This is a genomic window from Alitabrizicola rongguiensis (assembly GCF_021491355.1).
GTDB classification, from domain to species: domain Bacteria; phylum Pseudomonadota; class Alphaproteobacteria; order Rhodobacterales; family Rhodobacteraceae; genus Aliitabrizicola; species Aliitabrizicola rongguiensis.
The window spans coordinates 83,960-108,244 of the sequence record NZ_JAKENF010000005.1 but is presented as its reverse complement, the minus strand read 5'-3'; the positions used below and the strand labels follow the sequence as shown (position 1 = coordinate 108,244).

At 64.1% G+C, this 24,285-nt stretch carries 23 protein-coding genes; 7 read left to right on the top strand and 16 right to left on the bottom strand.

The genetic code is table 11. The features are described from left to right. Positions 1-2: 2 nt before the first annotated feature. The 5 genes from L0V05_RS18830 to L0V05_RS18810 form a co-directional block, all read right to left on the bottom strand. Entirely contained in the window at positions 3-191 is a 189-nt protein-coding gene (locus L0V05_RS18830) for a hypothetical protein (RefSeq protein ID WP_234873040.1), read from the bottom strand. 73 nt (positions 192-264) lie between these two features. Then, the gene (locus tag L0V05_RS18825) at positions 265-1,206 is read right to left on the bottom strand and encodes a carbohydrate ABC transporter permease (RefSeq protein ID WP_234873039.1); all 942 of its coding nucleotides are present in this window, start codon (positions 1,204-1,206) and stop codon (positions 265-267) included. Then, positions 1,203-2,156 (bottom strand): carbohydrate ABC transporter permease, encoded by a 954-nt coding sequence (locus tag L0V05_RS18820; protein ID WP_234873038.1) that lies wholly within the window; start codon positions 2,154-2,156, stop codon positions 1,203-1,205. The genes L0V05_RS18825 and L0V05_RS18820 overlap by 4 nt, the downstream gene beginning before the upstream one ends. A 96-nt stretch (positions 2,157-2,252) precedes the next feature. Beyond that, a complete protein-coding gene (locus L0V05_RS18815; protein WP_406565994.1) occupies positions 2,253-3,584 on the bottom strand; it encodes an ABC transporter substrate-binding protein in 1,332 nt (443 codons plus the stop codon). Positions 3,585-3,738: 154 nt separating this feature from the next. Next, positions 3,739-4,764: a LacI family DNA-binding transcriptional regulator gene (locus tag L0V05_RS18810; protein WP_234873037.1), complete on the bottom strand. Its 1,026-nt coding sequence runs from the start codon at positions 4,762-4,764 to the stop codon at positions 3,739-3,741. 138 nt (positions 4,765-4,902) lie between these two features. Here L0V05_RS18810 and L0V05_RS18805 point away from each other — a divergent pair, with 138 nt between their 5' ends. After that, the gene (locus L0V05_RS18805) at positions 4,903-5,355 is read left to right on the top strand and encodes a MaoC family dehydratase (RefSeq protein ID WP_234873036.1); all 453 of its coding nucleotides are present in this window, start codon (positions 4,903-4,905) and stop codon (positions 5,353-5,355) included. Here the strand turns inward: L0V05_RS18805 and L0V05_RS18800 are convergent. The 5 genes from L0V05_RS18800 to mprF form a co-directional block, all read right to left on the bottom strand. After that, a complete protein-coding gene (locus tag L0V05_RS18800; RefSeq protein WP_234873035.1) occupies positions 5,352-5,990 on the bottom strand; it encodes a CDP-alcohol phosphatidyltransferase family protein in 639 nt (212 codons plus the stop codon). The two genes, L0V05_RS18805 and L0V05_RS18800, sit on opposite strands and share 4 nt — an antisense overlap. Further along, positions 5,987-6,937, bottom strand: coding sequence for a phosphatidate cytidylyltransferase (locus L0V05_RS18795; RefSeq protein ID WP_234873034.1), 951 nt, complete (start codon positions 6,935-6,937; stop codon positions 5,987-5,989). The genes L0V05_RS18800 and L0V05_RS18795 overlap by 4 nt, the downstream gene beginning before the upstream one ends. After that, the gene (locus L0V05_RS18790; protein ID WP_234873033.1) at positions 6,934-7,578 is read right to left on the bottom strand and encodes a lysophospholipid acyltransferase family protein; all 645 of its coding nucleotides are present in this window, start codon (positions 7,576-7,578) and stop codon (positions 6,934-6,936) included. Before L0V05_RS18790 ends, L0V05_RS18795 begins: the two co-directional genes overlap by 4 nt. A 113-nt stretch (positions 7,579-7,691) precedes the next feature. After that, complete coding sequence (locus tag L0V05_RS18785) at positions 7,692-8,906, bottom strand: ExeA family protein (RefSeq protein WP_234873032.1); 1,215 nt, start codon at positions 8,904-8,906, stop codon at positions 7,692-7,694. Positions 8,907-9,121: 215 nt separating this feature from the next. Then, complete coding sequence (gene mprF, locus L0V05_RS18780) at positions 9,122-11,749, bottom strand: bifunctional lysylphosphatidylglycerol flippase/synthetase MprF (RefSeq protein WP_234873031.1); 2,628 nt, start codon at positions 11,747-11,749, stop codon at positions 9,122-9,124. 149 nt (positions 11,750-11,898) lie between these two features. Between mprF and L0V05_RS18775 the strand changes: the two genes are divergently transcribed. The 4 genes from L0V05_RS18775 to L0V05_RS18760 all read left to right on the top strand — a co-directional run bounded on the left by L0V05_RS18775 (position 11,899) and on the right by L0V05_RS18760 (position 16,125). Next, a complete protein-coding gene (locus tag L0V05_RS18775) occupies positions 11,899-12,570 on the top strand; it encodes a DUF1345 domain-containing protein (RefSeq protein WP_234873030.1) in 672 nt (223 codons plus the stop codon). Positions 12,571-12,590: 20 nt separating this feature from the next. After that, positions 12,591-13,367, top strand: a complete 777-nt coding sequence (locus L0V05_RS18770) for an endonuclease/exonuclease/phosphatase family protein (protein ID WP_234873029.1) — start codon at positions 12,591-12,593, stop codon at positions 13,365-13,367. A 191-nt stretch (positions 13,368-13,558) separates the two neighbouring features. Further along, the gene (locus tag L0V05_RS18765) at positions 13,559-15,241 is read left to right on the top strand and encodes a hypothetical protein (RefSeq protein WP_234873028.1); all 1,683 of its coding nucleotides are present in this window, start codon (positions 13,559-13,561) and stop codon (positions 15,239-15,241) included. 41 nt (positions 15,242-15,282) lie between these two features. Further along, positions 15,283-16,125, top strand: coding sequence for a hypothetical protein (locus tag L0V05_RS18760; RefSeq protein ID WP_234873027.1), 843 nt, complete (start codon positions 15,283-15,285; stop codon positions 16,123-16,125). A gap of 32 nt (positions 16,126-16,157) precedes the next feature. Here the strand turns inward: L0V05_RS18760 and L0V05_RS18755 are convergent, their stop codons facing one another. The 5 genes from L0V05_RS18755 to L0V05_RS18735 form a co-directional block, all read right to left on the bottom strand. After that, the gene (locus L0V05_RS18755; RefSeq protein WP_234873026.1) at positions 16,158-16,622 is read right to left on the bottom strand and encodes an Lrp/AsnC family transcriptional regulator; all 465 of its coding nucleotides are present in this window, start codon (positions 16,620-16,622) and stop codon (positions 16,158-16,160) included. 14 nt (positions 16,623-16,636) lie between these two features. Beyond that, positions 16,637-17,356 carry a sulfate/molybdate ABC transporter ATP-binding protein gene (locus L0V05_RS18750; protein WP_234873187.1) on the bottom strand — a complete coding sequence of 240 codons (720 nt, stop codon included), beginning with the start codon at positions 17,354-17,356 and terminating at the stop codon, positions 16,637-16,639. An 11-nt stretch (positions 17,357-17,367) separates the two neighbouring features. Continuing rightward, a complete protein-coding gene (cysW, locus tag L0V05_RS18745; RefSeq protein ID WP_234873025.1) occupies positions 17,368-18,243 on the bottom strand; it encodes a sulfate ABC transporter permease subunit CysW in 876 nt (291 codons plus the stop codon). Continuing rightward, complete coding sequence (gene cysT, locus L0V05_RS18740) at positions 18,236-19,042, bottom strand: sulfate ABC transporter permease subunit CysT (protein ID WP_234873186.1); 807 nt, start codon at positions 19,040-19,042, stop codon at positions 18,236-18,238. Before cysT ends, cysW begins: the two co-directional genes overlap by 8 nt. A gap of 69 nt (positions 19,043-19,111) precedes the next feature. Next, complete coding sequence (locus L0V05_RS18735) at positions 19,112-20,089, bottom strand: sulfate ABC transporter substrate-binding protein (RefSeq protein WP_406565996.1); 978 nt, start codon at positions 20,087-20,089, stop codon at positions 19,112-19,114. Between the two features lie 664 nt (positions 20,090-20,753). On the opposite strand from L0V05_RS18735, the gene L0V05_RS18730 reads away from it, so the two are divergent. Next, entirely contained in the window at positions 20,754-21,587 is an 834-nt protein-coding gene (locus L0V05_RS18730) for a FecR family protein (protein ID WP_234873024.1), read from the top strand. Positions 21,588-21,653: 66 nt separating this feature from the next. After that, positions 21,654-23,783 (top strand): CHASE2 domain-containing protein, encoded by a 2,130-nt coding sequence (locus L0V05_RS18725; RefSeq protein WP_234873023.1) that lies wholly within the window; start codon positions 21,654-21,656, stop codon positions 23,781-23,783. Here L0V05_RS18725 and L0V05_RS18720 read toward each other — a convergent pair whose 3' ends face one another. Continuing rightward, a complete protein-coding gene (locus L0V05_RS18720) occupies positions 23,784-24,170 on the bottom strand; it encodes a DUF3307 domain-containing protein (protein WP_234873022.1) in 387 nt (128 codons plus the stop codon). Between the last annotated feature and the right edge of the window lie 115 nt (positions 24,171-24,285).

Here is a 24,285-nt window from a genome sequence, read left to right as displayed (position 1 = left end):
TCTCAGTCCGGGAAGTGGCTGGTGATGATGAACATGACCGTGCCGACAAGAGTGACGATGAAGCTCCAGGTGAAGGCCCAGAGGACGAAGGGCTGCATCAGCATGACCACGCCGAGCGCGATCAGGATGGTCGCGAGCATCTCCCAGGGCCCGCGACGGAACCGGGCGAGGCCGGACAGGAAGCGGGTCATGATCGGCCTCCAGCACGAATTTTCTGCGAAAATTCGGACGCGGCGCGACGGGATTTTTCGTAGAAAAATCGGGTCATTTGCGCACCGCTCCGAAGGTGATCCCGCGCAGCAGGTGCTTGCGCAGAAGGATGGTGAACACCATGACCGGCAAGAGGAACAGCGTGGCGCCCGCCGCCACCGCCGGCCAGTCCTGCCCGCCAACGCCGATGATGGTGGGGATGAAGGGCGGCGCGGTCTGGGCGTTGCCCGAGGTCAGCAGCACCGCAAAGGCATATTCGTTCCATGCGAAGATCAGGCAGAAGATCGCGGTCGAGGCGATACCCGTCGCCGCTTGCGGCAGCACGACCTTCCGGAACGCCTGAAACCGGGTGTAGCCGTCGATCAGCGCCGCTTCCTCGTATTCGCGCGGGATCTCATCGATGAACCCCTTCAGAAGCCAGACCGCGAGGCTGATGTTCACGCCGGTGTAAAGCAGGATCATCCCCAGATGCGTGTCCGACAGACCCAGACCGCGGAACATCAGGAAAATCGGGATCGCCACCGCGATCGGCGGCATCATCCGCGTCGAGAGGATGAAGAACATCAGGTCATCCTTCAGCGGCACGCGGAAGCGCGAGAAGGCGTAGGCCGCGAGCGTGCCCAGGAAAATCGACAGGAAGGTCGAGCCGAAGCCGATGATGACCGAGTTCATGAACCGCTCGCCGAAGCGCGACGGTCCGGTGATGACCTCGTTGCGGCGCCGCACGATCTCTTCCACCCAGTTTGCGGGCGGCGGCATCTCGGCCAATTGTTCGTTGGTGGCGCGCGTCCGGCTGGTGAAGAGGTTCACATAGCCTTCGAGCGAGGGCGAAAAGACCACTTTCGGCGGATAGGCAATGGAATCCGGCCCGGTCTTGAAGCCGGTCGAGATGATCCACAACAACGGCAACAGCGTGATGACCGTGTAGAGAAGCACAAGCGCGCCCGCAAAGAACTTTGAACGGCGCGACGGCGCGGTGACGGAGTAGGCGCTCATCTTTCCTTCACCTTGTTGAGGGCCTTCACGTAGATCGAGGCGAGGCCGAAGACGGTCACGAACAGGATGATCGCGTAGGCGGAGCTGAAGCCGGTGCGCCACTTCTCGAAGGCTTCGCGCTTCAGCTCGATCGAGGTCAGAAGCGTCGTGTCACCGGGGCCACCTCCGGTCAGCTGCACCACAAGGTCGAACATCTTGAAGTTCTCGATGCCCCGGAACAGGACGGCCAGCATCAGGAAGGGCAGCACCAGCGGCACGGTCATCGTCCAGAACTGCCGCCACTTGGAGGCGCGGTCGACCTCGGCCGCCTCGTAGATGTAATCGGGGATCGACCGCAGCCCGGCCAGACAGATCAGCATCACGAAGGGCGTCCACATCCACGTGTCGACGATCACGATCGCCCAGGGCGCGAGCTCGACCGAACCGAGCATGGTGAAGGACGAGGCAGCAACGCTGCCGCCGGTCAGGAACTCGACCGCGTAATTGAAAAGTCCGATCTGAGGCTGGTAGAGGAAGGTCCAGAAGTTCCCGACCACCGCCGGCGACAGCATCATCGGCAGCACGATCAGCGTGGTCAGCAGGTCATTGCCTTTGAACTTGCGGTTGATGAGCCAGGCCAGGCCGAAGCCGATCACCACCTGGAAGAACAGCGTCCAGAACAGGAAATGCGCGGTCGCCTGCATCGTATGCCAGATGTCGGGATCGGTCAGGATGCGCTGATAGTTGCGCAGGCCCACGAATTCGACGGGCTCGTTCGGGCGGTTGGCGCGGAAGTTGGTAAAGCTGAGACGGATCGTCCAGATCAGCGGGAAGATGTTGATCGCGAGCAGAAGCAGGATCGTCGGCGTCACAAAGGCCCAGGCGATGGCCCTGTCGCTCAATCCCCGCACACGGTGCGCAACGGATGCAGGCGTATTCCGCGCCAGTCGGTCTATGGGAGTCTCGGCCATGTCGGGAATCCTGCGGGTGGCGGTCGCGCCAGCATATCTCAAGTCGGGTCGAAGTGGGCGCGCCGCGTTTGGCCCCGGCGCGCCCGAATTTCGAGGTCAGAGCTTGCCGTCGTCCTCGAAAACCGTGGTCCAGTCCTGGACCAGACCATCCAGCGCTTCCTGCGCGGTGCCGTTGCCGGCGACCACGTAGTCGTGGAAGCGTTTCTGGGCATCCTGCAGCAGGGTCGCGTAGCTCGGGTCAGCCCAGAAGTCCTTCACGATCGCCATCGAGTCTAGATAGGTCTGGGCATAGGGCTGACTCTTCGCGAAGGACGGGTTTTCGACAACCGACCGAAGGGTCGAGAAGCCGCCCATCGACCACCACTTCTCCTGCACGTCAGGCTGGGCGAACCACTTGATATACTCAAGCGCATCCGCCTGCTTTTCCGAGTAGGACACGACCGAGATGCCCTGCCCGCCCAGCTGGGCGAAACGTTTGCCATCCGGGCCGGCCGGGTTCACGAGATAACCGGTCTTGCCGCCGCCCACATTCGGATCGACTTCGAAACCTGGCCAGGTGAACGCGAAGTTCATCTGGAGCGCGACCTGGCCCGACTTGTAGGCGTCGATGCCTTCGCCCATGTAGGTGTTCGATGCGCCCGGTGCCGTGCAGCAATCATAGAGCGCCTTGTAGTATTCCAGGCCGGCCACTGCGCCGGGTGAGTTCACGAAGCCCTGCATGTCGTAGGGCTTTTCGGGGTTCTGGTACTCGAAGCCGAAGCTGTAGAGCACATCCATCACGCCCATCGTGATCCCTTCCGAACCACGCTCGGTATAGATGGAGGCGCCATAGACCTTCTTGCCGTCGATTTCGCGGCCCTGGAAGAACTTGGCGATGTCCATGAGCTCGGCGAAGGTCTGCGGCGGCGTCAGGTCGCGGCCATACTGTTCCTTGAACGCAGCCTGGATTTCGGGCCGTTCGAACCAGTCCTTGCGGTAGGTCCAGCCGACCACGTCACCGAATGCCGGCAGCGCCCAGTAGTTCGGCGTTCCCTTCGGCCATTCGGCATAGCCGGTCACGGTCGCCGGCACGAAGTTCGCCATGTCGATGCCGTTGGCGGCAAAGAAGTCGTTCAACTTGATGTAGTGGCCGCTTTCGGCCCCTGCCCCGATCCACTGGCTGTCGCCGATCATCAGGTCACAGAGTTTCCCGCCCGAGTTCAGCTCGTTCAACATGCGGTCCGCGAAGTTCGGCCACGGAACGAACTCGAACTTCATCTTGATGCCTGACTTCGCCTCGAAGTCCTTCGACAGCTCGACGAGAGCGTTGGCGGGATCCCAGGCCGCCCAGCAGAGGGTGAGTGTCTTATCCTGAGCCTGCGCAGCGGTTCCGGCCATGCCGGCGACAGCAACCGCAGCCGCCGCAATGGCGCGCGTTCCTACGTTCATCGGTCTCCTCCCCATTATCCTGGAAGGGAAGCGATTCCCCCAGGCTGCCCCCGGCATACATGAGGTGCGCACCTCATGTCCATGAATTTCTGAGGTGCGCACCTCAAACTCATTAGGAATTCAGTTCGAGGCGCCGAAATGTCCGCACTAAAAGTCAGTAGAGATTGTCACGGACGAGGATCTCGATGCGAATCCGTTCCTGCTCTTGCAGGATCGGGCGATTGTCGCGCCCGGCCCTCAGGCGGCGGATGGCGCTTCGAAGGATGTGGCCCAGATCCTGGGTAATGACCGCGTCGATCTGGCCAGTCTGCAGACCCTGCCGGGTGGTCGGGGTCAGCTCATGGACCACAACCCGCGGCCGCGGCGTCAGCCCGGAGCGAGCGAGAAACTCCAGCAACAGACGGTTGCCGCCCCCCATGGAGTAGACCCCGCGCAGATCGGGAAAACTGCGCAGGAGGTTCCGCAAAGCCGCCTCGAGCCCCTGCGGATCGCCCCGCCCCTCGACCGTCGGCAAGACTTCAATCTCCGGGAAATCCTCGGCCATGACCCGGTCAAACCCAAGCCGACGGTCAAGGCTGTCTCGCGCCGTCAGCGTATCGGCGATCACCGCAATGCGCGCCGGACCTGGCCCCAGGAACCTGCCCAGCAGGCTCGCCGCGGTACGACCCGCATTCAAGTTGTTGATTCCGATAAAGTAATCCACTCGAGAGTTCGGAAGATCCGAAATGATCGCGGCCGTGGCCACCCCACGCTCTCGCAGATGACGCACGGCATCGCGCAGATGTGGTGTCTCGGGTGCCATCAGGATCACGCCATCCACATCTTCGGGATCGATCGCGCCCAGCCTCGCCGCGAAGACATGCGGATCGGGGCGGAAAAGCTCAAGGTCCAGCACCACACGATCCGACAGAAGGCTGATCGCAGTCTTCTGGACCGCAGCGCGAACTTCGCCCAGGAACTGCCCATCGCCATCCGGCACGAAGGCCAGAACGCGGAAGTCGCGGCGGCGGGCAAGGCTGGCGGCAAAGGGGTCGCGGACATAGCCGATGCGCTCGATCGCCTCGTTCACGCGCGCGACGGTCGCCTCGCGAACCCCGGCGCGGCCGTTCAAAACGCGGTCCACCGTCGCCAGGCTGACCCCGGCCTCGGCGGCCAGATCGTTGATCGTCGGGCGTCCCACGGTGATTCCCTTTCCCCCCTCCTGTTAGGTGATCGCATGAGGTACGTAAATCAAGAGCGGATTTATCAGCGCCCTCACCCTCTGCTCCAGAACGGAAAACCTCTTGCCGCCAATCGGCTGTGACGCGAAGCTCTCCTGATGGAGAACCGCCTTCTACCCCCGGGCCTGCATTCCTCGTCCGAGCTTTCCGTCGGCGACCGGATCGAGACCGACGCCGTAGAGGTGACGGCAGCCCTGATCGAACGCTTTGCGGACCTGGCCGGCGACCGCCATCTGATCCACCTTGATGCCACGGAGGCGGCACGCGCCGGCTTCCCACGGCGCGTTGCCCACGGCCTGCTCGTGCTGTCGCTGATCGAGGGTCTGAAAAGCCGCGCTCCGGCCCGGATCGACGCCTATGCATCGGGAGGATGGAGCGTGACCTTCCGCCGTCCGGTCCTGCTTGGTGACAGGATCCGTGCGCAGTTTACCGTCACGCGGCTACGCCCCGCGCCCGGCGGTCAGACCCTGATCGAACTGGCGATGGAAGCGCTGAACCAGCACGAAGAGGTGGTCCAGCGCGGGACGACCCGGCTGATTGCCCGTCCCTAACGCGCGTTCAGCCCGGCGAGGATCCGCCGCGCGCGGCGAAGGCAGGTCCAACCCGCTCCGATCAGGATGATCCACAGACCGAACAGCTGTACCTCGCCCTGCCCGCCCCAAAGCGGCTCGGCCAGCGACAGCACCGCCACGCCGGTCGCAACCGCCATCCGCTGCGGTTTCGCCATCGGTCCCGAATAGTCGGCGGCGAGGCCAAGCGACCGGCCCTCCTCGCGCAGATAGGCCGTCAGCACTGCAAGACAGGCCGCCGACCAGCCGAGTGCCGGGATCCCAACCCCAAGGCCCATCCCTACAAGCACGAGAATGTCCGAAACCCGGTCGGGCGCTTCGTTCCAGAAGGCGCCATCCGGGCCACCCTTTCCGCCCTCGACCGCCACCATTCCGTCGATCAGGTTGCAGATCAAACGCAGCTGACACCCCGCGGCGGCAAGCAGCAACAAAGCGGCGCGACCAAGCCCAGTCGCCCCGCCTGCGGCCCAGAACCCGATCCCGGCCAAGGCCGCAAAGCCCATGGCCGCGATGGAAATCTGGTTAGGCGTGATTGAGGTGGCCGCCACGCGCCGGGCCAGGGCCCGCGCCCAGCCGGTGTCACGGCTTGCAAGCGGCCGGCGGTCTCCATCGCTCATGTCAGCGACCACCAGTACCGCGTCAGGTGGAAGAAGATCGGGGCCGAAAAGATCACCGAATCCAGCCGGTCCAGGAACCCGCCATGGCCGGGGATGGTATGCCCCCAATCCTTCACCCCCCGGTCGCGCTTGATGGCCGACATGACCAACCCGCCAAGGAACCCGGCAATCACGATGACAAAGGCCATCAGCCCGGCCCGCACCGGCCCGAAGGGCGTGATCCAGGACAGGGCCGCACCGATCACGACCGCCGAAAGCGCGCCGCCCACAAAGCCCTCGACCGTTTTCGAAGGCGAGACCGAGGGTGCGATCTTCCGTTTGCCCAGGAGCTTGCCCCAGATGTACTGCGCCACGTCCGATCCCTGCACCACGATGATGAGGAAGGCGATCAGCATGACGTTCCGCCCGGCATAGCCGGGGATCTCGAGGTTCAGCAGCGCCGGGACATGGGCGATGCAATAGACGCAGATCATCAGCGCCCACTGGATTCCGGCAACCCGGCCCAGGAAACGCTCGGTATCGCCGCGCAGCACCGCGATCATCGGGATGATGAGGAAGGCATAGACCGGGATCAGGATCGAATAGAGCCCGTACCAGTTGGTGGCGATGAACCAATATTGCAGCGGCAACACGATGAAGAACGCGACCGCGACGGCCCAGTGATCGCCCCGCCGCGTGTCGAGCAGCGTCACGAATTCGCGCAGCGCCGCGAACGAAGCGAAGGCGAACAACAGCGTTGTCCCTACCCGCCCCGCCAGAAGCGCCAGCGCCATCAGGATGATCATCGCCCACCACGAGCGGATGCGGGCGTTCAGGTTCTCGATGACCGGGTTGTCGCCCTCGGGCGAGAACCACAGTTGCAGCACGTAGCCCGCGACAGAAGCCACGAGCATGAACAGACCAAGGCCAGCCAGAAGCGAGGTCAGGTCAGGCAGCGGCATCGTCATGAGCGTGGCCTTTCAACGGTTTCCGCCACCTTCGCCAGGGCTGCCTGTGCCCGGGCCAGGAAATCCTCCTTCGTCTCGTTCAGAGCGATCTGGATCGGCGGGCCGAAGGTCACCGTGCAGATGATCGGGATCGGCAGGATCTCTCCCTTCGGCAGGGCGCGGTTCAGGTTCTCGATCCAGACCGGGACAAGGTCGGTGTCGATGCGCTGCCGGGCCAGATGATAGAGGCCGGTCTTGAAGGGCAGCAGCCGGTCCGGGCCCATGTTGCGCTTGCCCTCGGGGAACAGGATCAGCGACGAGCCGTCATCGAGCGCATTCAGCATCAACTGAACCGGGTCTTCGGTCCGCTCTTCGGGATTGCGGTTGATGAGCACCGCCTTGAACACCTCGCGCCCGACAAAGGCGCGGAGCGGGTTGGTCAGCCAGTAGTCACTGGCGGCCACCGGGCGCGTGCGCGACCGGACACGGTGCGGCAGGGCCGCCCAGACCAGGACGAAATCACCATTGCTCGTGTGATTGGCGAAATAAACCTTTGGGCGCGTGTCCGGCGGACCGGACATCCATATGCCCCGGACAGCGGTGACGAACCGCGCGAAGATGACGATCAGGTTCGCCACCAGACCGGCAAGCAGCCCCGTCACAATGCCCCCGCACCCTTCCTGTCTTTTCGGCAGGTTAGCTTAAGGGAAAGCAGGCTGGCAACGAGGAAGGGCCTCCCCGGCGAGGGAGGCCCTTTTCGATCATTTGTCAGGTGTCAGTGCATCGCGCCCGAAAGGTGGTCCGACATCGCCGGCGCAGCACCGAAGAACGTGCCATCGTTCAGAACCTGCTGCACCGTGAAGCGCACGACGCTGCGCAGATTGCTGGTGAAGGCATAGACCATCGCCAGATCGCACAGCTGGTTGATCCGGCGCGGGATCCCACCCGTCGCCTCGAAGACCAGTTGTATCGCCGCGTCGCTGAACAGGGGCTTGCCGGCGCCGGCAATCTTCAGGCGGTGGTCAATGTACTCGCGGGTCGTCGCAAGATCCATGCCGCCAAGATGGAAACTGGTGGCGATGCGCTGCGCGAAGGGCAGGCTTTCGTCGCGATCGACAAGGTTGCGCAGTTCGGGCTGGCCGACGAGGACCAGTTGCAGCAGCACGTCCTTGTTGGTGTTGATGTTGGTCAGCAGGCGCAGTTCTTCCAGCGCATCGGCGCCAAGGTTCTGTGCCTCGTCGAAGATCAGGACAGTCCGGCGGCCCTGCGCATATTCGTCGATCAGGTAGGCGTTGAACGCATCGACCAGTTCGGGATCGGTCGCTTCCGGATCGGTGAACTGGCCAAGCGACATCATCACCCAACGCAGCATCTCGCAGCGCGAGGTCTGCGCGTTGGAAATCAGGCCGATGCGAAGGTCGCCGTTCGCCGTGATCCGCTCGATCAGGTGCTGTACCAGCGTGGTTTTGCCAGCGCCGATGTCGCCCGTCACCAGCGTGATCGGCGACTTGGTCAGGATACCATACTCCATCGTGGTATAGGCATGCTGATGCGCTTCCGACCAGAACAGGAATTCGGTGTCCGGGGTCAGGGCGAAGGGGCGGTTCGTCAGGCCGAAATGGCGGCTGTAGATGTCGACCACGCTGACCCGACCGCGCGGGGCGCCGGGCTTTTCCGGCTCCGGCCCCTTGAGGCGGACGGCGAACTGATCGAGCCCCTGTGCGGCAAATCCGACGGCCTTGCCCTCGGGCGCCGGATGGAGGCGGGCGGGCGTGTCGGGCGCGCGAACCATCTGCAGGATCGCGTCCGGCTCGACCACACCATCACGGGCGAGGCTGCGGACGGTACGGAACGACCAGGAGCTATCCCGTCCAAGCACCAGTGGCGCTGCGCGCTCTGCCGCGGCTTTCGCGCGGGCCTCTGGCCACAAGGCCACCTGCAGGCCTGCGGGAACCGCATCGAGCGTGCTGTAATCGGTATGCTCCGTCATCTAACATCCCCTTCTGGCGCGATCCGGCTTCGTCTCTGGACGCCGGTGAGACATCGTGTAGCGACTCGGTCACCTGGAATTGGCAGCGCTCCGGAAACCGAACGTGCCTATTCAGACAGGCCAATCGGACGGCGCCGCGGCGCAGCTGTGGCCTAGGGGGGACGGATTCATGGCAATGATGTGGCAGAAGGGCCCGCGCCGGCGGGATCGGGGTCTCAGTGAGCGACGACTCCGCGTGATCCCCCGCCGATCAGCATCGTCGCATCTGCAATGGGCGCGAGAGGGGCTGACCGCTGCGGAACAGCCAGATAGCGCGATTCCCAAGTGGGTCGGAACTTGGCCTTGAAATCGCGCAGGCCCGAGAAGTTGTAGAAGTGGCCGCCATGATGGAAAAGCGCCGCGCCGAACCGGTTCCAAAGGCGTGTTCCGCGCCGGGCCTCCATGCCAGAGAGCGGGGCCATCCCCATCGAGAACCGAGCAAATCCCTCGGCCTTGAGCGCCAGCATGAGCGCAATGAACAGGAAATCCATGACACCAGTCGGAGCGTCATGCGGATGTCGCATGAGATCGATGGTGGCCACCTCGCGTGACGGCGTCAGAAGCAGATTGGCGAAGGCCACGATCCGCCCGCTTCCCTCTGTCACCAGCACCAGTGGCCCGTTCTGCAGCCAATCAGGATCAAAGCGGCCGACCGAGAACTGTTTCTCGCGCGTGTTCTTCGAGGTCAGCCAGTCGTCGGAAATCTGCCTCAGCCGGCGGATCAGCTCGGGCGCGTGGGGCGGCTGCACGATCTGCAAGTCCAGCCCTTCCTTCTGTCCGTGGTGATAGGCATCGCGCAGGCGTTTGTTCGCAGAGCCGTCCAGCGTGAATTGCGTCAGATCGACCATCGCCCGTTCGCCAAGCTTGTGCAGGGCAAGGCCAAGGTCCAACATCAGCGGCAAGTCCTGTCCGCCCACCTCGTAGAAGACCGGGCGCGCGCCAGCCCGTCGGGCGGCATCGACGAAGGCCCAGCCCAGTTCTGCAGCGCAGTCGCGCGGCCCGACCGGCCCGCCAAGAGCGATCCAGGAGCGGCCGTGCACGCCATACATGATGAACCCGCGACCGTCGTCAGAGAACATCAGGGACTTGTCCCCGGTCAGCGCGAGGCTGGCATCGGGATCATCCTGCGCCTCGATGATGCGACGGGCCTTGCGCAGATCGTCGGAGGTTGGCGCCGCCGGAGACAGGTGAGGCACGCGCAGCAGCAGCGCCAGAGAGGCCAGAAGCACCGTCACCGCCAGGACCAACCCTGCGCGCGCCGCTCGCGGCGCGCCGGCATTGGCAGCGAATTGCCACCAGATCTCGCCGGCATAGGGCGCATGCTTATGGCCGAAATTGATGACGAAGGCCGCGGACAGGACCAAGCCGATCACCAGTGCAAACCAGATCGGCGAAAACGCCCCGTGAACCAGGCTGGCGCGGCGGTTGAACTCGCGCCGGAACGGCAGAAGGATCAGGACAGCCAGTGCCAGCGTAACGGCCCGTTTCACATCCCACATCTGCATCTGCAAAAGCGACAGCAGCGCTCCGCCCGCCATCGCCGCGATAGCGAGCCAGTATGCGCCAAGGCTGCGCCGTGCCACGCCGAGCGCCACGATGATGAGAACCGCGCCCAGGATGCTGGACAGAAGCGCCCCTGCCTCGAGGAAGACCAGCGGGAACAGCGTCTCCAGCGCCTCGGGCGCATGGGCATCGGGCGGAATCAGGGAGGAGAACGACATCCACAGCCCCGATCCGAAGATCATCGTTGCCAGCAGGATAGGCGCCATCGGGCTCAGGGCAGACAGGGTCGGCGCGAGCGCAGCCAAGGCCCGTCCCAGCTTGCCGCCGGGCGCCTTGCCAGCCGCTCCGCGCACCACGACGAGCGCCTCGAACAGCGCGAGGACGACGAGCGCCAGGACAAAGGGAACAATGAAATAGATGATGCGGAACAGAAGCAGCGCCGCCGCCGCCCTGTCGACCGGGATCGATTCAGGCAGGGAGGCCAGCACGACGGTTTCGAACACGCCGACCCCGCCCGGCACATGGCTGAGGATCCCGGCCATCGTCGCGGCGGCGTAGATGCCCAGGAAAGCGACGATGTCGATATGTCCCGACGGTAGCAGCACATAGAGCGCCATCGAGGCAAGCGCGATGTCACCGATGCTGAACAGCGCCTGACCGATCAGGATCGGAAGCGATGGCGCGCGAAGGGTAAAGCGCCGGATCGTCAGGCTCTTGCGCGTCATGCCGGCCCAGACAAGCGGCACGACGACGATCAGTATCGCGCCAAGGGCTGCCCATCGCAGAAGATGCGGCGGCAAAGGCGAAAGCGAGCCCAGAAGCCCCGGATCGACCACCAGCGCGACGAAGCCCACAAGCGCGGCCGCGGTGCCGTAGGAGACGGCGGTAAAGGTCGACACGGCGGCAATGTCATAACCGTCAAGTCCGAGGCTCGAATAGAGCCGGTAGCGCACCGCACCACCCGAGACCGCGGCCAGACCTACCGTGTTGCCAAAGGCATAGGCCATCAGTCCGCCGGTGATCGTGATCGGAAGCGGCAGCGGCTTGCCGATGTAGCGCAGCGCCGACCAGTCATAACCGACCAGGCAAAGGTATCCACCCACTGTCGCGAGCCAGGACAGGACCAGGATGTAGGTGGGGGTATCGTGCACCTGCCGAAGGACGTCGTTCAGGTCGACCTCTTCGAGAAGCCGCGAGATTGCGTAAAGCCCAAGTGCAAACAGGCCGATCGTGGCCGCATAGGGCAAAATCGCCCGAATCCGGCTCCAGACCGTTTCAACCCTTGCAGGATCGGGTTTCATTCAAGGACCATCCGTCATCAACCTTGGCGGGCACTCTTGCCGAAAGCCGCGGCAGGGGCAATGCACGGACGGCTCGCCGAGGCGCATTCAGTGGCAAGTTCGCACCTCGCGATCGCAAGGGCTGGCAATGTCCCGCGCAGCAGGCTTGAATGACGCCGACGGCCCGACCGGGCGTCAGCGAGGAAGATGAGTTTGCCATGCGACTGTCCAGGATCCCGCACTACAGGTTCTTCTCGTTCCTTGCGTCGCTGATCGTGCTCACGCCGGTTCTGGCAGAAGTGCTGGCGATGCCATCGGCCATGCTGACCGCGTTCGATCTGTCGGTGGCGCTGTTCATCCTGCTATGCCTCCCGCTGTTCCACTCCGATGCGGTTCCAGGGCGGGTCGAGAATGACGATGGTGGTCGGTTGCTGTTGCTGCTGACGACGACCATCATCGTCTCCGTGATCGTGAGCGCGGTTGGCTGGATGGTGATCCACAAGAACAACATGTCCGTGCAGGACTTCCTGCTTGCGGCCGTCTCGCTGCTGCTTGGCTGGACCTTCATCAACCTCATCTATGCCTTTCACTACGCACATCTCTTCTACGGCCCCAAGAAATCGCCGGCGACCTCCGGTCTGCAGTTCCCCGGCGAAGAACCGCCCGTCTTTTCGGACTTTTGCTATTTCTCGTTCGTCATAGGCATGACCTGCCAGGTATCAGACGTGGTGATCACCCGCCGCCATATGCGCCGGGTTGCAACCGTCCACGGCATCATCGCATTCGTCTTCAACCTCTGTGTCCTCGCCTTGACGGTAAACGTTCTGTCCGGCGTGCTGTGACGCGCAAGCCGGATGTCGGCATGACATATGGTCTTGCCAGACCCCCCGGCTACGGCCATGTCGATGGACCAGAGAGTCAGCCGATTGCAGGTATGCCCTTGTCCCGCAGCATCAGGATCGCATCCTACAACATCCACAAGGCGGTCGGCACCGACCGCAAACGCGACCCGGCGCGAATCGTGCGCGTCATCAGCGAGATCGACGCAGACGTGATCGCGCTGCAGGAAGCCGATATGCGCTTTGGCGACCGCACCGGGCTTCTGAACCTGCCGGCACTCGAGGAGTTGACGGGTCTCGTGCCGCTGCCGATCGAACGGCACCGCTCATCGCATGGGTTTCACGGCAATCTCATCCTCGCCCGCAATACCGAGGCCGAGATCGTTCACCATCTCCACTTGCCGGGGCTGGAACCGCGCGGCGCGCTCATCGCCGACATCGCCGTCGCCGGGCACAGCCTGAGGGTCGTGGCCACTCATCTGGGTCTTCTGGCCCAGTCGCGGCTGATTCAGGCGCGCGCTATCCTCGAGCGGATCCACGGCCTCGACCACCGTCCGACCGTACTGATGGGCGATCTGAACGAATGGCGGACCGGCACGCGATCGTCGCTGCGGCCCTTCGAAAGCCATTTTCCTGCCAGTCACGGAGGGCGGAGCTTCCCTGCCCGATACCCGATGCTGCCGCTTGACCGCATCCTCGCTTCCGAACGGACGAAACTCGTCGATTTCTCGGTTCATGACACGCCGCTGTCACGCGTCGCGTCGGATCATCTGCCGATCACAGCGCGCCTGCATATCTGAAGGAAGGCTCCAGGGGCCGCGCCGAACCGGACATGCCGATATCCGCCGACCGAACGGGTCCGTCGGCTTCTGGGACTACCGACCGGCTGCAAAAGGCGGTAAACTGAGACGCTGTTTCAGGAACGCCCCTTTTCCGACTCGCTTGCTGTCACTGCGGAAAGGACGTCCTGACTGGGTCGGGGGGCCCTCGCATGGATGATTTGACCGAACGGGACACTGGCCCGTCCGTCGGGACAGATGCGGTTTCGGAACTTCTGCCTCTGCTTCAGTCAGATGAATGGCAGAAGCGACTTGAGGCTGCCCGCCAGCAGCGCGAACGCATTCTTGCCGAACGCGGGCCTGCGCCCGAACTACCCCCCCGGCCGCAAATGCCACGGCTCGAGGTCGTGGGCGCCGCGCCTCTGGTGGCGGACCCGCTCCCCCGGATCGAGCCGCTCTCGGGCCTGCGGGCCGGCCCTGTGCCCCGGACAGACCTCTTTCCTACGGAAGAGGAAGAGTTCGAAGAGTTCGACGACGTGTCGGCCCCGCCGCCGCGCCCTCTGCCCGGCTTGCGTGCCGTTCCGCCGCTTCGGGCGGAACTCCAGCCCGCGACCCGGCCCGTTCCGGCGGCGAAAGCTGCCTCACCCGTTGTCCAGGTGGCGCCGGTTGTCGCCGCCAGCGCGCCCCCAGCCGAGCCGGGTGCCCAAAAATCCTGGCTGACTGCGGGAAAGATCGCCGGAGGCTTCGCGCTCGGCATAGCGATTGGACTCGGCTTTTCCCTGTCGTCGTTGATCGCAGGCTGGCTGACGACCAGCCCTGCGCCCGATGTTGCAGTTCCCGCGTCATCGTCGTCCGCTTCCGCGCCAGCCAGCGTGGCGCCGGCCGCGAGCGCCGGGCAACAGCCCGGCGCGGACAGCGCTGCACTGCCCCAACCCCATGCAGGAACTGTCCCGGCGACCCCCGGCATTCTGACCGGCAGCATCCCAGACAGTGAACCGCAACTACCGGCGGCGACTGTCCGCCCGGCGTCGCCCTCCGAACCCGGAAAATCTGTCGCCGCCGCAAGCGAAGCGCCCCCCTTGATTGCACCGCCCACAACCCTGGCAAGCGTACCGGATCCAGGGACAGTGCTTCCCCCAGCCGCTCCGTCCGCGGATGAGCCGGCGGTGCAGCTGGCTGTCCCCGTTGCCCTGTCGCCTCTCCTCGGACCAACTGTCCTTGGGGTTGCACATCAGCCGGATGCAGCTCCGCTGTCCTCGACCGGGCCAGATGCGATCATGGCGGCGACGGACCTGACATCACTTGCTTCGCTCGCCCCACCAGAGATTTCCGCCCGGCTGCCCGGTCCCGGACTCATTTCCGCGCGTCTTGTCGCACCTCTCACGGGCGGCGTGCCTTCGCAGGACCAGGCTTTGTCAGCGCCCGAGGGACCACCCGCTCCGGCACCTGTCGAAGTGCAGGTATTCATTCCCGCCGGGATGCGTGAGGCGACGACACAGGAAACGACCGGTCGGATCGCCTCCGCAGGATTCGTGGTGGCAAAGGCGCACCCGGTCGACGTGACCATCAAGACGACCCATGTCCGTTACTATCACGAACAGGACAGGCTGTTGGCCGAACGGTTGGCCGAAGCGAGCGGCGGGAAAGCGCGATCCTTTATCGGCACCAACGACGCCCCCGCGCTCGGCATGGTCGAGTTGTGGCTTGCCGGCACGCCGGAGGCCCCGGTTGTCGCGAAGAAACCGGCAGCGGCAAAACCGGCCAAGGCCGCGAAACCGAAGAAACAACAGACTGCTGCGGCAAAACCTGCCGCCCCGAAACCCGCCGCAAGCGATCCGATTCAGGCCAAGAAATCCGCGATCGCCGAGAAATTCAGCTTGGAAAAATTCAACTAGAACAACGGCTTTTAGGCCAATCCCATTCCGGAGTACACCCGATGAAGCACCTCTCCGCAACCCTTCTGGCCAGCCTGACCCTTGTGCTGGCCACGCCGGCCCCTGCCGAAATCACCATGCGCAAGTTGGAACGGCTCGACAAACTGGTCTCTGCCAATAATTGCAAGGGTTTGTTCTCTTTTCTTACGAGGAACAAGGAGCTGACACGCGGGAACGACGCGCTTGCGATCGAACTGGCGCAGTTCCTGAAAGAAGGCCAGCAAGGCCAGTTGAACTGCCTGCGCGTCGAGCGTGGCGGATCGACCAGCGACATGGTGCGCAGCGTCAGTGCGGCCGCAGCAGTGAGCCAACCTTCGCTTTCGACCTCCGGGACCTCGAAACCCAAGCCGACGACAGGGACCACCACAAGCGGTTCCGGAAAAGGTAGCGGAACTGGCGGCACGGATACCGGTGGCGGCACGGATACCGGCGGTGGCACGGATACCGGCGGTGGCACGGATACCGGTGGCGGCACGGATACCGGCGGTGGCACGGATACCGGTGGCGGCACGGATACCGGTGGCGGCACGGATACCGGCGGTGGCACGGATACCGGCGGTGGCACGGATACCGGCGGCGGCACGGATACCGGCGGTGGCACGGATACCGGCGGCGGCACGGATACCGGCGGTGGCACGGATACCGGCGGTGGCGCCGGCACAGGTGGCGGTACGGATACTGGCGGCGGTACCGATACCGGTGGCGGCGCTGGCACAGGTGGCGGTACGGATACTGGCGGTGGCACGGATACCGGCGCAGGTGCGGGCACAGGTGGCGGGACGGATACCGGAGGCAGTGCGGGGACCGGTGGCGCTACGGATACCGGCGGTGGAACCATCCCCTGACGATAGCCCCAGACGGTTCCTGCCGCCCGACGTCAGGGATCGACCGTGTTCACCGGATAGGCGGTCGAGAACTTGATCCGCTCCATGGCGAATTGGGACGTCACGTTCTTCAACTCCAGCGCCTCCGTCAGCCGCTTGTAGAAGGTATCGAAGGCGGGCATGTCGGCCGCCGCTACCTTGAGCAGGTAGTCGACATCGCCCGCCATGCGATAGACCTCCATCACCTCCGGCATGGCGGCAACGGCCTTGGTAAAGGCCTCGCGCCAGCTGGGGCTGTGATCCGAGGCTTCAACCTCGACAAACACGGTCAGGCCGAGGCCGATGCGGTCCGGATCGACAAGTGCCACCCGACCGCGGATGACACCTGCCTGTTCCAGCTTCTGGATACGTTTCCAGCACGGGGTCTGCGACAGGCCGACCCGGTCGGCCAGCTGCGCGATTGATACCGTGGCGTCGCGTTGCAGTTCGAAGATGATCTTTCGGTCGATGCGGTCCATGTCTTGGGTACCAGTCAAACAGATATGAATTCGCGCACGAAATCGGTCTTGGGACGCGCGCGGATTTCCGAAGGCTTTCCGATCTGCTCGATCCGTCCCATCGACATGACAACCACGACATCGGCCAGCTCCATGGCTTCCGCCTGGTCATGGGTCACGAAAATCGAGGTCAGTCCGGTCGTGTCGTGGATCTCGCGCAAGCCCTGCCGCAATTCCTTGCGCACCTGCGCATCCAGCGCGCCGAAGGGCTCGTCCAGAAGGAGCATCCTCGGCTCGATCGCCAATGCCCGCGCCAGCGCGACCCGCTGGCGTTGCCCCCCGGACAGCTGGTTGGGATAGCGTGCACCGATGTAGGGCAGCTGGATCAGGTCCAGAAGCCTGGCCACGCGCCGCGCAATCTCCGGGTTCGAGGGGCGGCTTCTGCGCGGACGCGCGCGCAGCCCATAGGCAATGTTCTCGAAGACGGTCATGTGCCGGAAAAGCGCGTAGGACTGGAAGACGAACCCTGCCCGCCGCTCCTGCACTGTGAGGCCCGTCGCATCCTGCCCGTCGAACAGTACCCGACCGGAGGTCGGGTACTCCAGCCCGCCGAGGATACGCAAAAGCGTCGTCTTGCCCGACCCTGAGGGCCCGAGAAGCGCCACCAGCGCACCGGATGGGATGGCCAGCGACACGGGATGCAGGGCTGACGTCGCGCCGAAGGTCTTCGAGATCTCGTCGATTTCGATATGAATCATGCGTCCTTTCAATGGCGGTGCGTCGCGGCAAGCTGGTCAGCATGGCGCCATTCCAGCAGCGTCTTTAGGGTCAGGGTGACAAGGGCGAGGCCCGCCAGCACGGCAGCCAGGCTGAAGGCCGCAACCGAAAGATACTCGTTGTAGAGCATCTCGATGGTGATCGGCATTGTGGCGGTCTGGCCGCGGATCTTGCCCGACACGACCGCGACCGCTCCGAATTCGCCCATGGCGCGGGCATTGCACAAGAGAACGCCGTAAAGAAGCGCCCAACGGATGTTCGGCAGCGTCACGGTCAGGAAGGTGCGCCAGCCGCTCGCGCCAAGGGTCAGCGCCGCCTCTTCCTCAGCCCGGCCCTGCTCGATCATCACCGGGATCAACTCACGGGCGACGAAGGGAAAGGTCACGAACATCGTCGCCAGCACGATGCCCGGCAGCGCAAAGACGATCGGGAAGCCTTGGGCAACGAGCCAGCCGCCCATCAGGCTGTTGGCGCCGAACAGCAGTACCATGCAGAGACCCGCCACCACCGGCGAGACCGAAAACGGCAGGTCGATGAGGGTGATGAGAAGCGCCTTGCCGCGAAAATCGAACTTGGCGATGGCCCAGGCAGCGGCGATGCCGAAAACGGCGTTCAAGGGCACCGAGATGGCAGCCACCGTCAGCGTCAGCCAGATTGCAGAGCGCGCATCGGGATGGGCGAGAGATTCTATGGCGGCGAGCCAACCTTTGGCCAGCGCCTCGACGAAAACGGCGATCAGAGGGGCAAAGAGCAGGACGACCAGAACCAGGATCACGAAGGCGATCAGGGCCACCCGAACCAGCGGCGCCTCTTGCGTGACCGGTCGAAACCGCCGGGCGGTCAGCGTTGGATAGGCACTAGACATGGGAAATCCTCCGCCGGCTCCAGACCTGGATGATGTTGATGGCCAGCAGCATGGCGAACGAGATGACGAGCATGGCGATGCCGATCGCCGCCGCGCCGTCATAGTCGAACTCCTCGAGGCGGATCACGATAAGCAGGGGCGCGATCTCGGTCTTCAGGGGGATGTTGCCCGCGATGAAGATGACCGATCCGTACTCACCAACGGCCCGGGCCAGGGACAACGCGAAGCCGGTCAGGGCCGCCGGCGTCAGCGTCGGAAGAACGACCCGACGCAGTGTATAGGCCCGGTTGGCCCCGAGCGTGGCAGACGCCTCTTCGACCTCGCGCTCGATCTCCTCGATGACCGGCTGGACGGTGCGGGTGACGAAGGGAAGGCCTACGAAGATCAGCGCGATCAGGATGCCCCACTGCGTGTAGGCGATCTTCCAGCCGACCTCTTTGGCCAGCGATCCGAAGATGCCGGTCGGCGCGTAGAGCGTCGTCAGCGCGATGCCTGCCACCGCCGTCGGCAGGGCAAAGGGCAGGTCCACCGCCGCATCGATCAGGCGGCGCCCTGGAAAGTCATAGCGCACCAGCACCCAGGCCAGCAGCACGCCAAAGACGAGGTTGAACAACGCTGCGAACAGCGCGAGCCGGAACGACAGGAACAGCGCGGCCAGGCTGCGTTCGGTCGAGACGACCGACCAGATCCCCGCCGGGCCGAAGGCGGCGCCCTTCAGAAGAAGGGCGCCGATGGGCAGGAGGACGACCAGTGACAACACACTGAGAGTGATTCCAAGGCTGAGCCCGAAGCCCGGCATCGGAGAACGGTGAACAAATGTCGTCACGCCCTGCCCTTTGCTTTGTGGATCGCTGTCACGATCGCTCCGTCACTTCGCCACATAGATCTGGTCGAAGATGCCGCCGTCGCCGAAGTGCTCCGGCTGAACCTTGGACCAGCCGCCCAGATCGTCGATCGTCACGAGATCAAGCTTGGGGAACCGCGCCACATCCGCCGGGTCGGCCTTGGACGTATCCCAGCCCCGGTAGTAGTCCTTGAAGATGATGGCTTGCGCTTCGGGCGTGTAGAGGAAGTTGATATAGGCCTCGGCCAGCTTGCGCTGCGCGTCATCCTTGATGTTGCCATCGACGATCGCGACTGGCGGTTCCGCCAGCACCGACACCGACGGCACAACGATGTCGAACTTATCGTCGCCAAGCTCGTTCAGCGCGAGGTAGGCCTCGTTTTCCCAGGCCAGAAGCACGTCACCGATGCCGCGTTGCGCAAAAGTCGTCGTCGACCCGCGCGCACCGGAGTCGAGCACCGGGACATGGGTGTAGAGCTGCTTGACGAACTCTTTCGGGTCCTTGCCGTTCTTCTCGGCCCAGGCCCAGGCGGCAAGGTAATTCCAGCGCGCACCGCCCGAGGTCTTCGGGTTCGGCGTGATCACCCCGACCCCGTCATTCAGGAGGTCGCCCCAATCCTTGATCCCCTTCGGATTGCCCTCGCGGACAAGGAAGACGATCGTCGAGGTATAGGGCGAGGAGTTGTGAGGGAATTTCGACTGCCAGTCGGCCGGCAACTTGCCAGTCTTGGCAATCTTGTCGATGTCGCCCGCAAGCGCCAGAGTCACCACCTGGGCTTCCAGCCCGTCGATCACGGCCCGCGCCTGAGCGCCCGAACCGCCATGGCTGGTTTCGATCTTGGGCTCGGGATTCCCCTTGGCGACCCAGTCGGCGATGAAGGCGGCATTGATGTCGCGGTAAAGCTCACGCGTCGGGTCGTAGGAAACGTTCAGCAGCGACTGGGCATGTACGGCGCCAGGCGCACCAGCGCCAAGGGCCGCGATCGCCGTCGCGGCCAGGATAGCGCGCCAACCGCGATGCAGGGCCCCAAGCCCATCGAGGAAGCCGTCGAACAGGCCATGGTCCGCAGGGATGCGGGTCGTATCGGTCATCGTAGTCTCCAATGTCGAGTTGTCGGCCTTCGGCCCCTTTGGCCGCGCGGCGAAAAACGGAAGGGACGGCATTAGCCCCAGGATCGTTGCCGGAGCCAGCGCCTGGGCCGAAGTCCCGACAGACGAGCCGTCGCCATCGCCCAAGACTGCGGATTTCGCGGTGTGAAATGTCATCGTCGAGCCCTCCTCGCATCAGGTCAGCAGATCCATGCAGCAAATTACGACTTACTCTATCGTGTATTGCAAGAGAAGAGACCGGGCATTTTGGAGCAGATCAAGAGAATGATATTCTCCGTCCTGACAGCGGCGTTGGACAGGATCGGCTAGCTGTGGGCGGCGGCCCATCTCCTTGCGAATCCCCGGAAATGCTTAATTTCTATGCAGAATCGCGTGAACGACGCCGCCAATGCATTTCCAGTGGACGCACGCATTGGAATTCCAGTTGAATAGCTTCGGATTGGCCCCCCGCCCGCTTAGGCATTTCCAGCGGGGCTCAGTGCTGGGACTCGTCTGTATCGGGGTGTCACGAATGCGGCTGTGGTCTGCTTTTATCGTCGGTTTGTTCACAATCCTTATGCTTGCCCCCTCCCTCGCTCAGGCTCAGGGGATCGGGCAGGTCGCCGCTGTATCGCCCGGAGCAACGCTCAAGGGCGCATCGGGAACAGTCGTCCTGAAGCGCGGCGCGCGGCTTTCCTCGGGCGACGTGGTCACGACCGATGCGAGCGGTCGGGCCGAGCTGTTGTTCGATGACGAGACCAAGGTCGTGGTCGGCCCCGCGTCGAAGCTGGTGATCGACGAGGTCCTGATGCAGTCGCCAGCCAAGGCAGAGCGGTTTGCCATATCGGCCGTCAGCGGCAGCTTCCGCTTCATCACCGGCAACAGCCCGAAGCCCGCCTATGACATCACGACCCCCACGGCGACGATGGCCATTCGCGGTACGATCTTCGATTTCAACGTGAGCCGAAAGAAAGGCACCAACGTCGCCCTGTTCCGCGGCAAGGTTCGGCTCTGCACGTCCGGAGCCTGCGCGAACATGCAGGGCGAGTGCGCGGTCGCGGTCTCGAACCGCAGGGGCAAAATCGCCGCCCCCAAGACCGTCGACGAACGCGACACCGTGCTGATCGACGATTTCCCCTTTGTCATCGATCAGGAAGCGATCACACCGAAATTTCGGGCGCCTGTCGGGGGCTGCGGGGACCTGAGCGCCAAGGCTGCCACCGTCCGAAAGGTTGCAGTGCCGGCGCCTGTCACGAACACTCTTTCGCCTCGGCAGGAAAGCAACAGGTCTCAAACGGACCGGCCATCGACCGAGCGCGAAGCCCCATCGGCGCCGGAACAACCGGATCCCCCAGATCCGCCTGATCCGCCTGATCCGCCTGATCCGCCTGATCCGCCGCCTTCGGACTGATCAATGTGAAACGCCCGGCCGTCATTCCGCTCAAGTGGGCTGGCAGGCCGGGCCGGGCCTTCTGACATGCGCAAGACAGTCGTCGTTCTTGGCTGCATCCTGCTGGGCATTCTGACGCTGCTGCGCGCCCAGGATCCCCAGCCGATCCAGTCAGTTAGAGAGGCCTATTTCGACCTGCTCCAGCGGCTCCGTCCGCGCGAAGCCGCCGATCTGCCAGTGCGGGTCGTGGATATCGACGAGGCATCGCTGCAGGAGCTCGGCCAATGGCCCTGGCCGCGCGACCTGCTGGCACAACTGGTGGACCGGCTGCGTGGCTATGGCGCGGCTGTCGTGGCTGTCGACGTGCTGTTCCCGGAACCGGACCGGATGTCGCCGGCCCGGCTTGCCGCCACGCTGTCAGCCAAGGGACTCCTCGCACCCGGGCTGACGCCATCCGATCTTGCTCCGATCGACAGCGACCGCCATTTCGCCGAGGCAATCTCCCGGTCGCTCGTGGTGCTTGGCACTTCGCAATCGACCGACAGCGCTGCTCAGCCCATCACGGGCAAGGCCGGCGTTGTCGAGATCGGCGAAGCGCCGGCACTCGGCCTGCCGTCTATCCCCCATGCCGTCCCGATCCTGCCCGTCCTGCAGGAGGCGGCAGCGAGCATAGGTGTGGTCAATATCAGTCCCTTCGATACGGCGACGGTGATCCGCCGCATTCCGATACTGTGGAAGACACCCGATGGTATCCTGCCCGCGCTGTCGATCGAGGCCCTGCGTCTGGCCCTGGGTGAAACGACCTACATCATCTCGGGCGCTCCCGACCTGTCGGGTTTTGTCGAGCAGATCCGCCTCGGCCAATTCCAGATCCCGACAACGCCTGACGGCTCGCTTTGGCTGCATTACCGCCATGACACGCCGGATCTCTATGTTCCGGCGCGGTCGGTGCTGGCAGAGGGCGAGGATCCGGGCCTGCGGGCGCGGCTCGAGGGCCAGATCGTCCTGATCGGCACCTCGGCGGCTGGCCTGCTCGACATCCGCACAACGGCTCTGGGCGAGAACGTGCCCGGCGTCTCGATCCATGCCCAGATGATAGAGCAGATCCTGTCCGGTGGCTTCCTGCGCCGAGACGGCCTTGTCGAGGCCAGCGAAGTGATCTCTTTCCTGCTTCTCGGCCTGATCGTGACACTGGTCATGTCCATTGCCGGTCCTGTTGCCTCGATCGCTGCGGGTCTCCTCTCGGCCGTGCTCGTCACAGGGGCAAGCTGGATCGCCTTCACGCGGGCGGGAATCCTGTTCGACGCCACCTTTCCCCTTATCGGCGGGTTCCTCGCCTTCGCGGGGCTGACCGCCTATCAGTTCGTCATTGCCGACCGCGACAAGCGGATGATCCGCCGGTCCTTTGCCCATTACGTTGCGCCCTCGGTCCTGACCCAGATCGAGCGCGGTGGGCACCGTCTGGAACTTGGCGGCGTGATAAAGCCGGTGACGGTGATGTTCAGCGACATCCGCGACTTCACCCCCCTGAGCGAGACGATGACCGCCCACGAGTTGGTCGAACTGCTCAACCGGCTGTTCACCGAACTCGGCGATGAGATCCTCGTCGAGCAGGGCACGATCGACAAGTTTATCGGCGACGCAATCATGGCGTTTTGGAACGCGCCCCTCGACCTGCCCGACCACGAGGTTCGCGCCGCCGTCGCTGCGCTGAGGATGCGCCACGCGCTCTCCCGGTTCAATGCGTCGGGTGCCGCGCCGAAGCCGGTGCGGCTCGCACTCGGCCTCGCCTCGGGAACGGTTTGCGTCGGCAACATCGGCTCGCGCGACCGCTTCAACTACACGGTAGTCGGCGAGACGGTGAACCTTGCGGCCCGCATTGAAAGCGGATGCCGGCGGGTAGGCTACGATATCCTTCTGGCGCGGGCGACCGCCGAAGCGGCGACTGGCCTGGCGATCCTGCCGGCCGGAACACTGACGCTCAAGGGGGTCAGCGAACGCATTCCAGCCTCGATCCTGATCGGTGACGCAACGCTTGCCGCGACGGACGGGTTCAAGAACCTGATGCGCCTACATGCCGATCTTGTGGCGACCATGGCGGACTCCCCCCCTGCGGAGGAGCTGTTGACCCGCTGCCGTGCCGCGGGAGAGGCGATCGAACCGGGTCTGGCAGGTTTCTACGATGCCATTGCGCAGCGGAGCGAGGATTTCCGCTAGTCAGGCCCAGACGGCCCAAGCCCAGGCCATGGCCAGGTAGGAAGCGTGATGCAACGCCTGATCGATCCCGAACGCATGCCAGAAGGCTGCATCCCGCGGTGTCAGTCCCCTGTTGGCAACGTAATTGTCCTTGGCCCAGTCGAGGTGGTAGTGAAACAGTCCTTCGCACAGAAGCATTGCGCCGAGCAGCCAGAGCGGCGTGTGGAACAGCACTAGCACGACAAGGGATCCGGCCAGATGGATTGCAACGTGCAGCAGTCCGGCGGGATGCCCATAGAGGCGCCGGTTCTGAATGATGTAGCCGTTCTGAAGGTAGAAATCAGCAATCAGATGCTTGATCTGAAGCGCAAGGACGATCGCCAATACCGCTACTACAGTCGGATGCACCTGTCCTGTCCGTCTCAACCTATGGCATGTGCGGGCAGCACGAATGACCCGCGAGAGGAGTTCTAGCGCCGAGTGGGACTGGAGGCGAAGCGAAAACGCCCGCTTGCCTGCAATT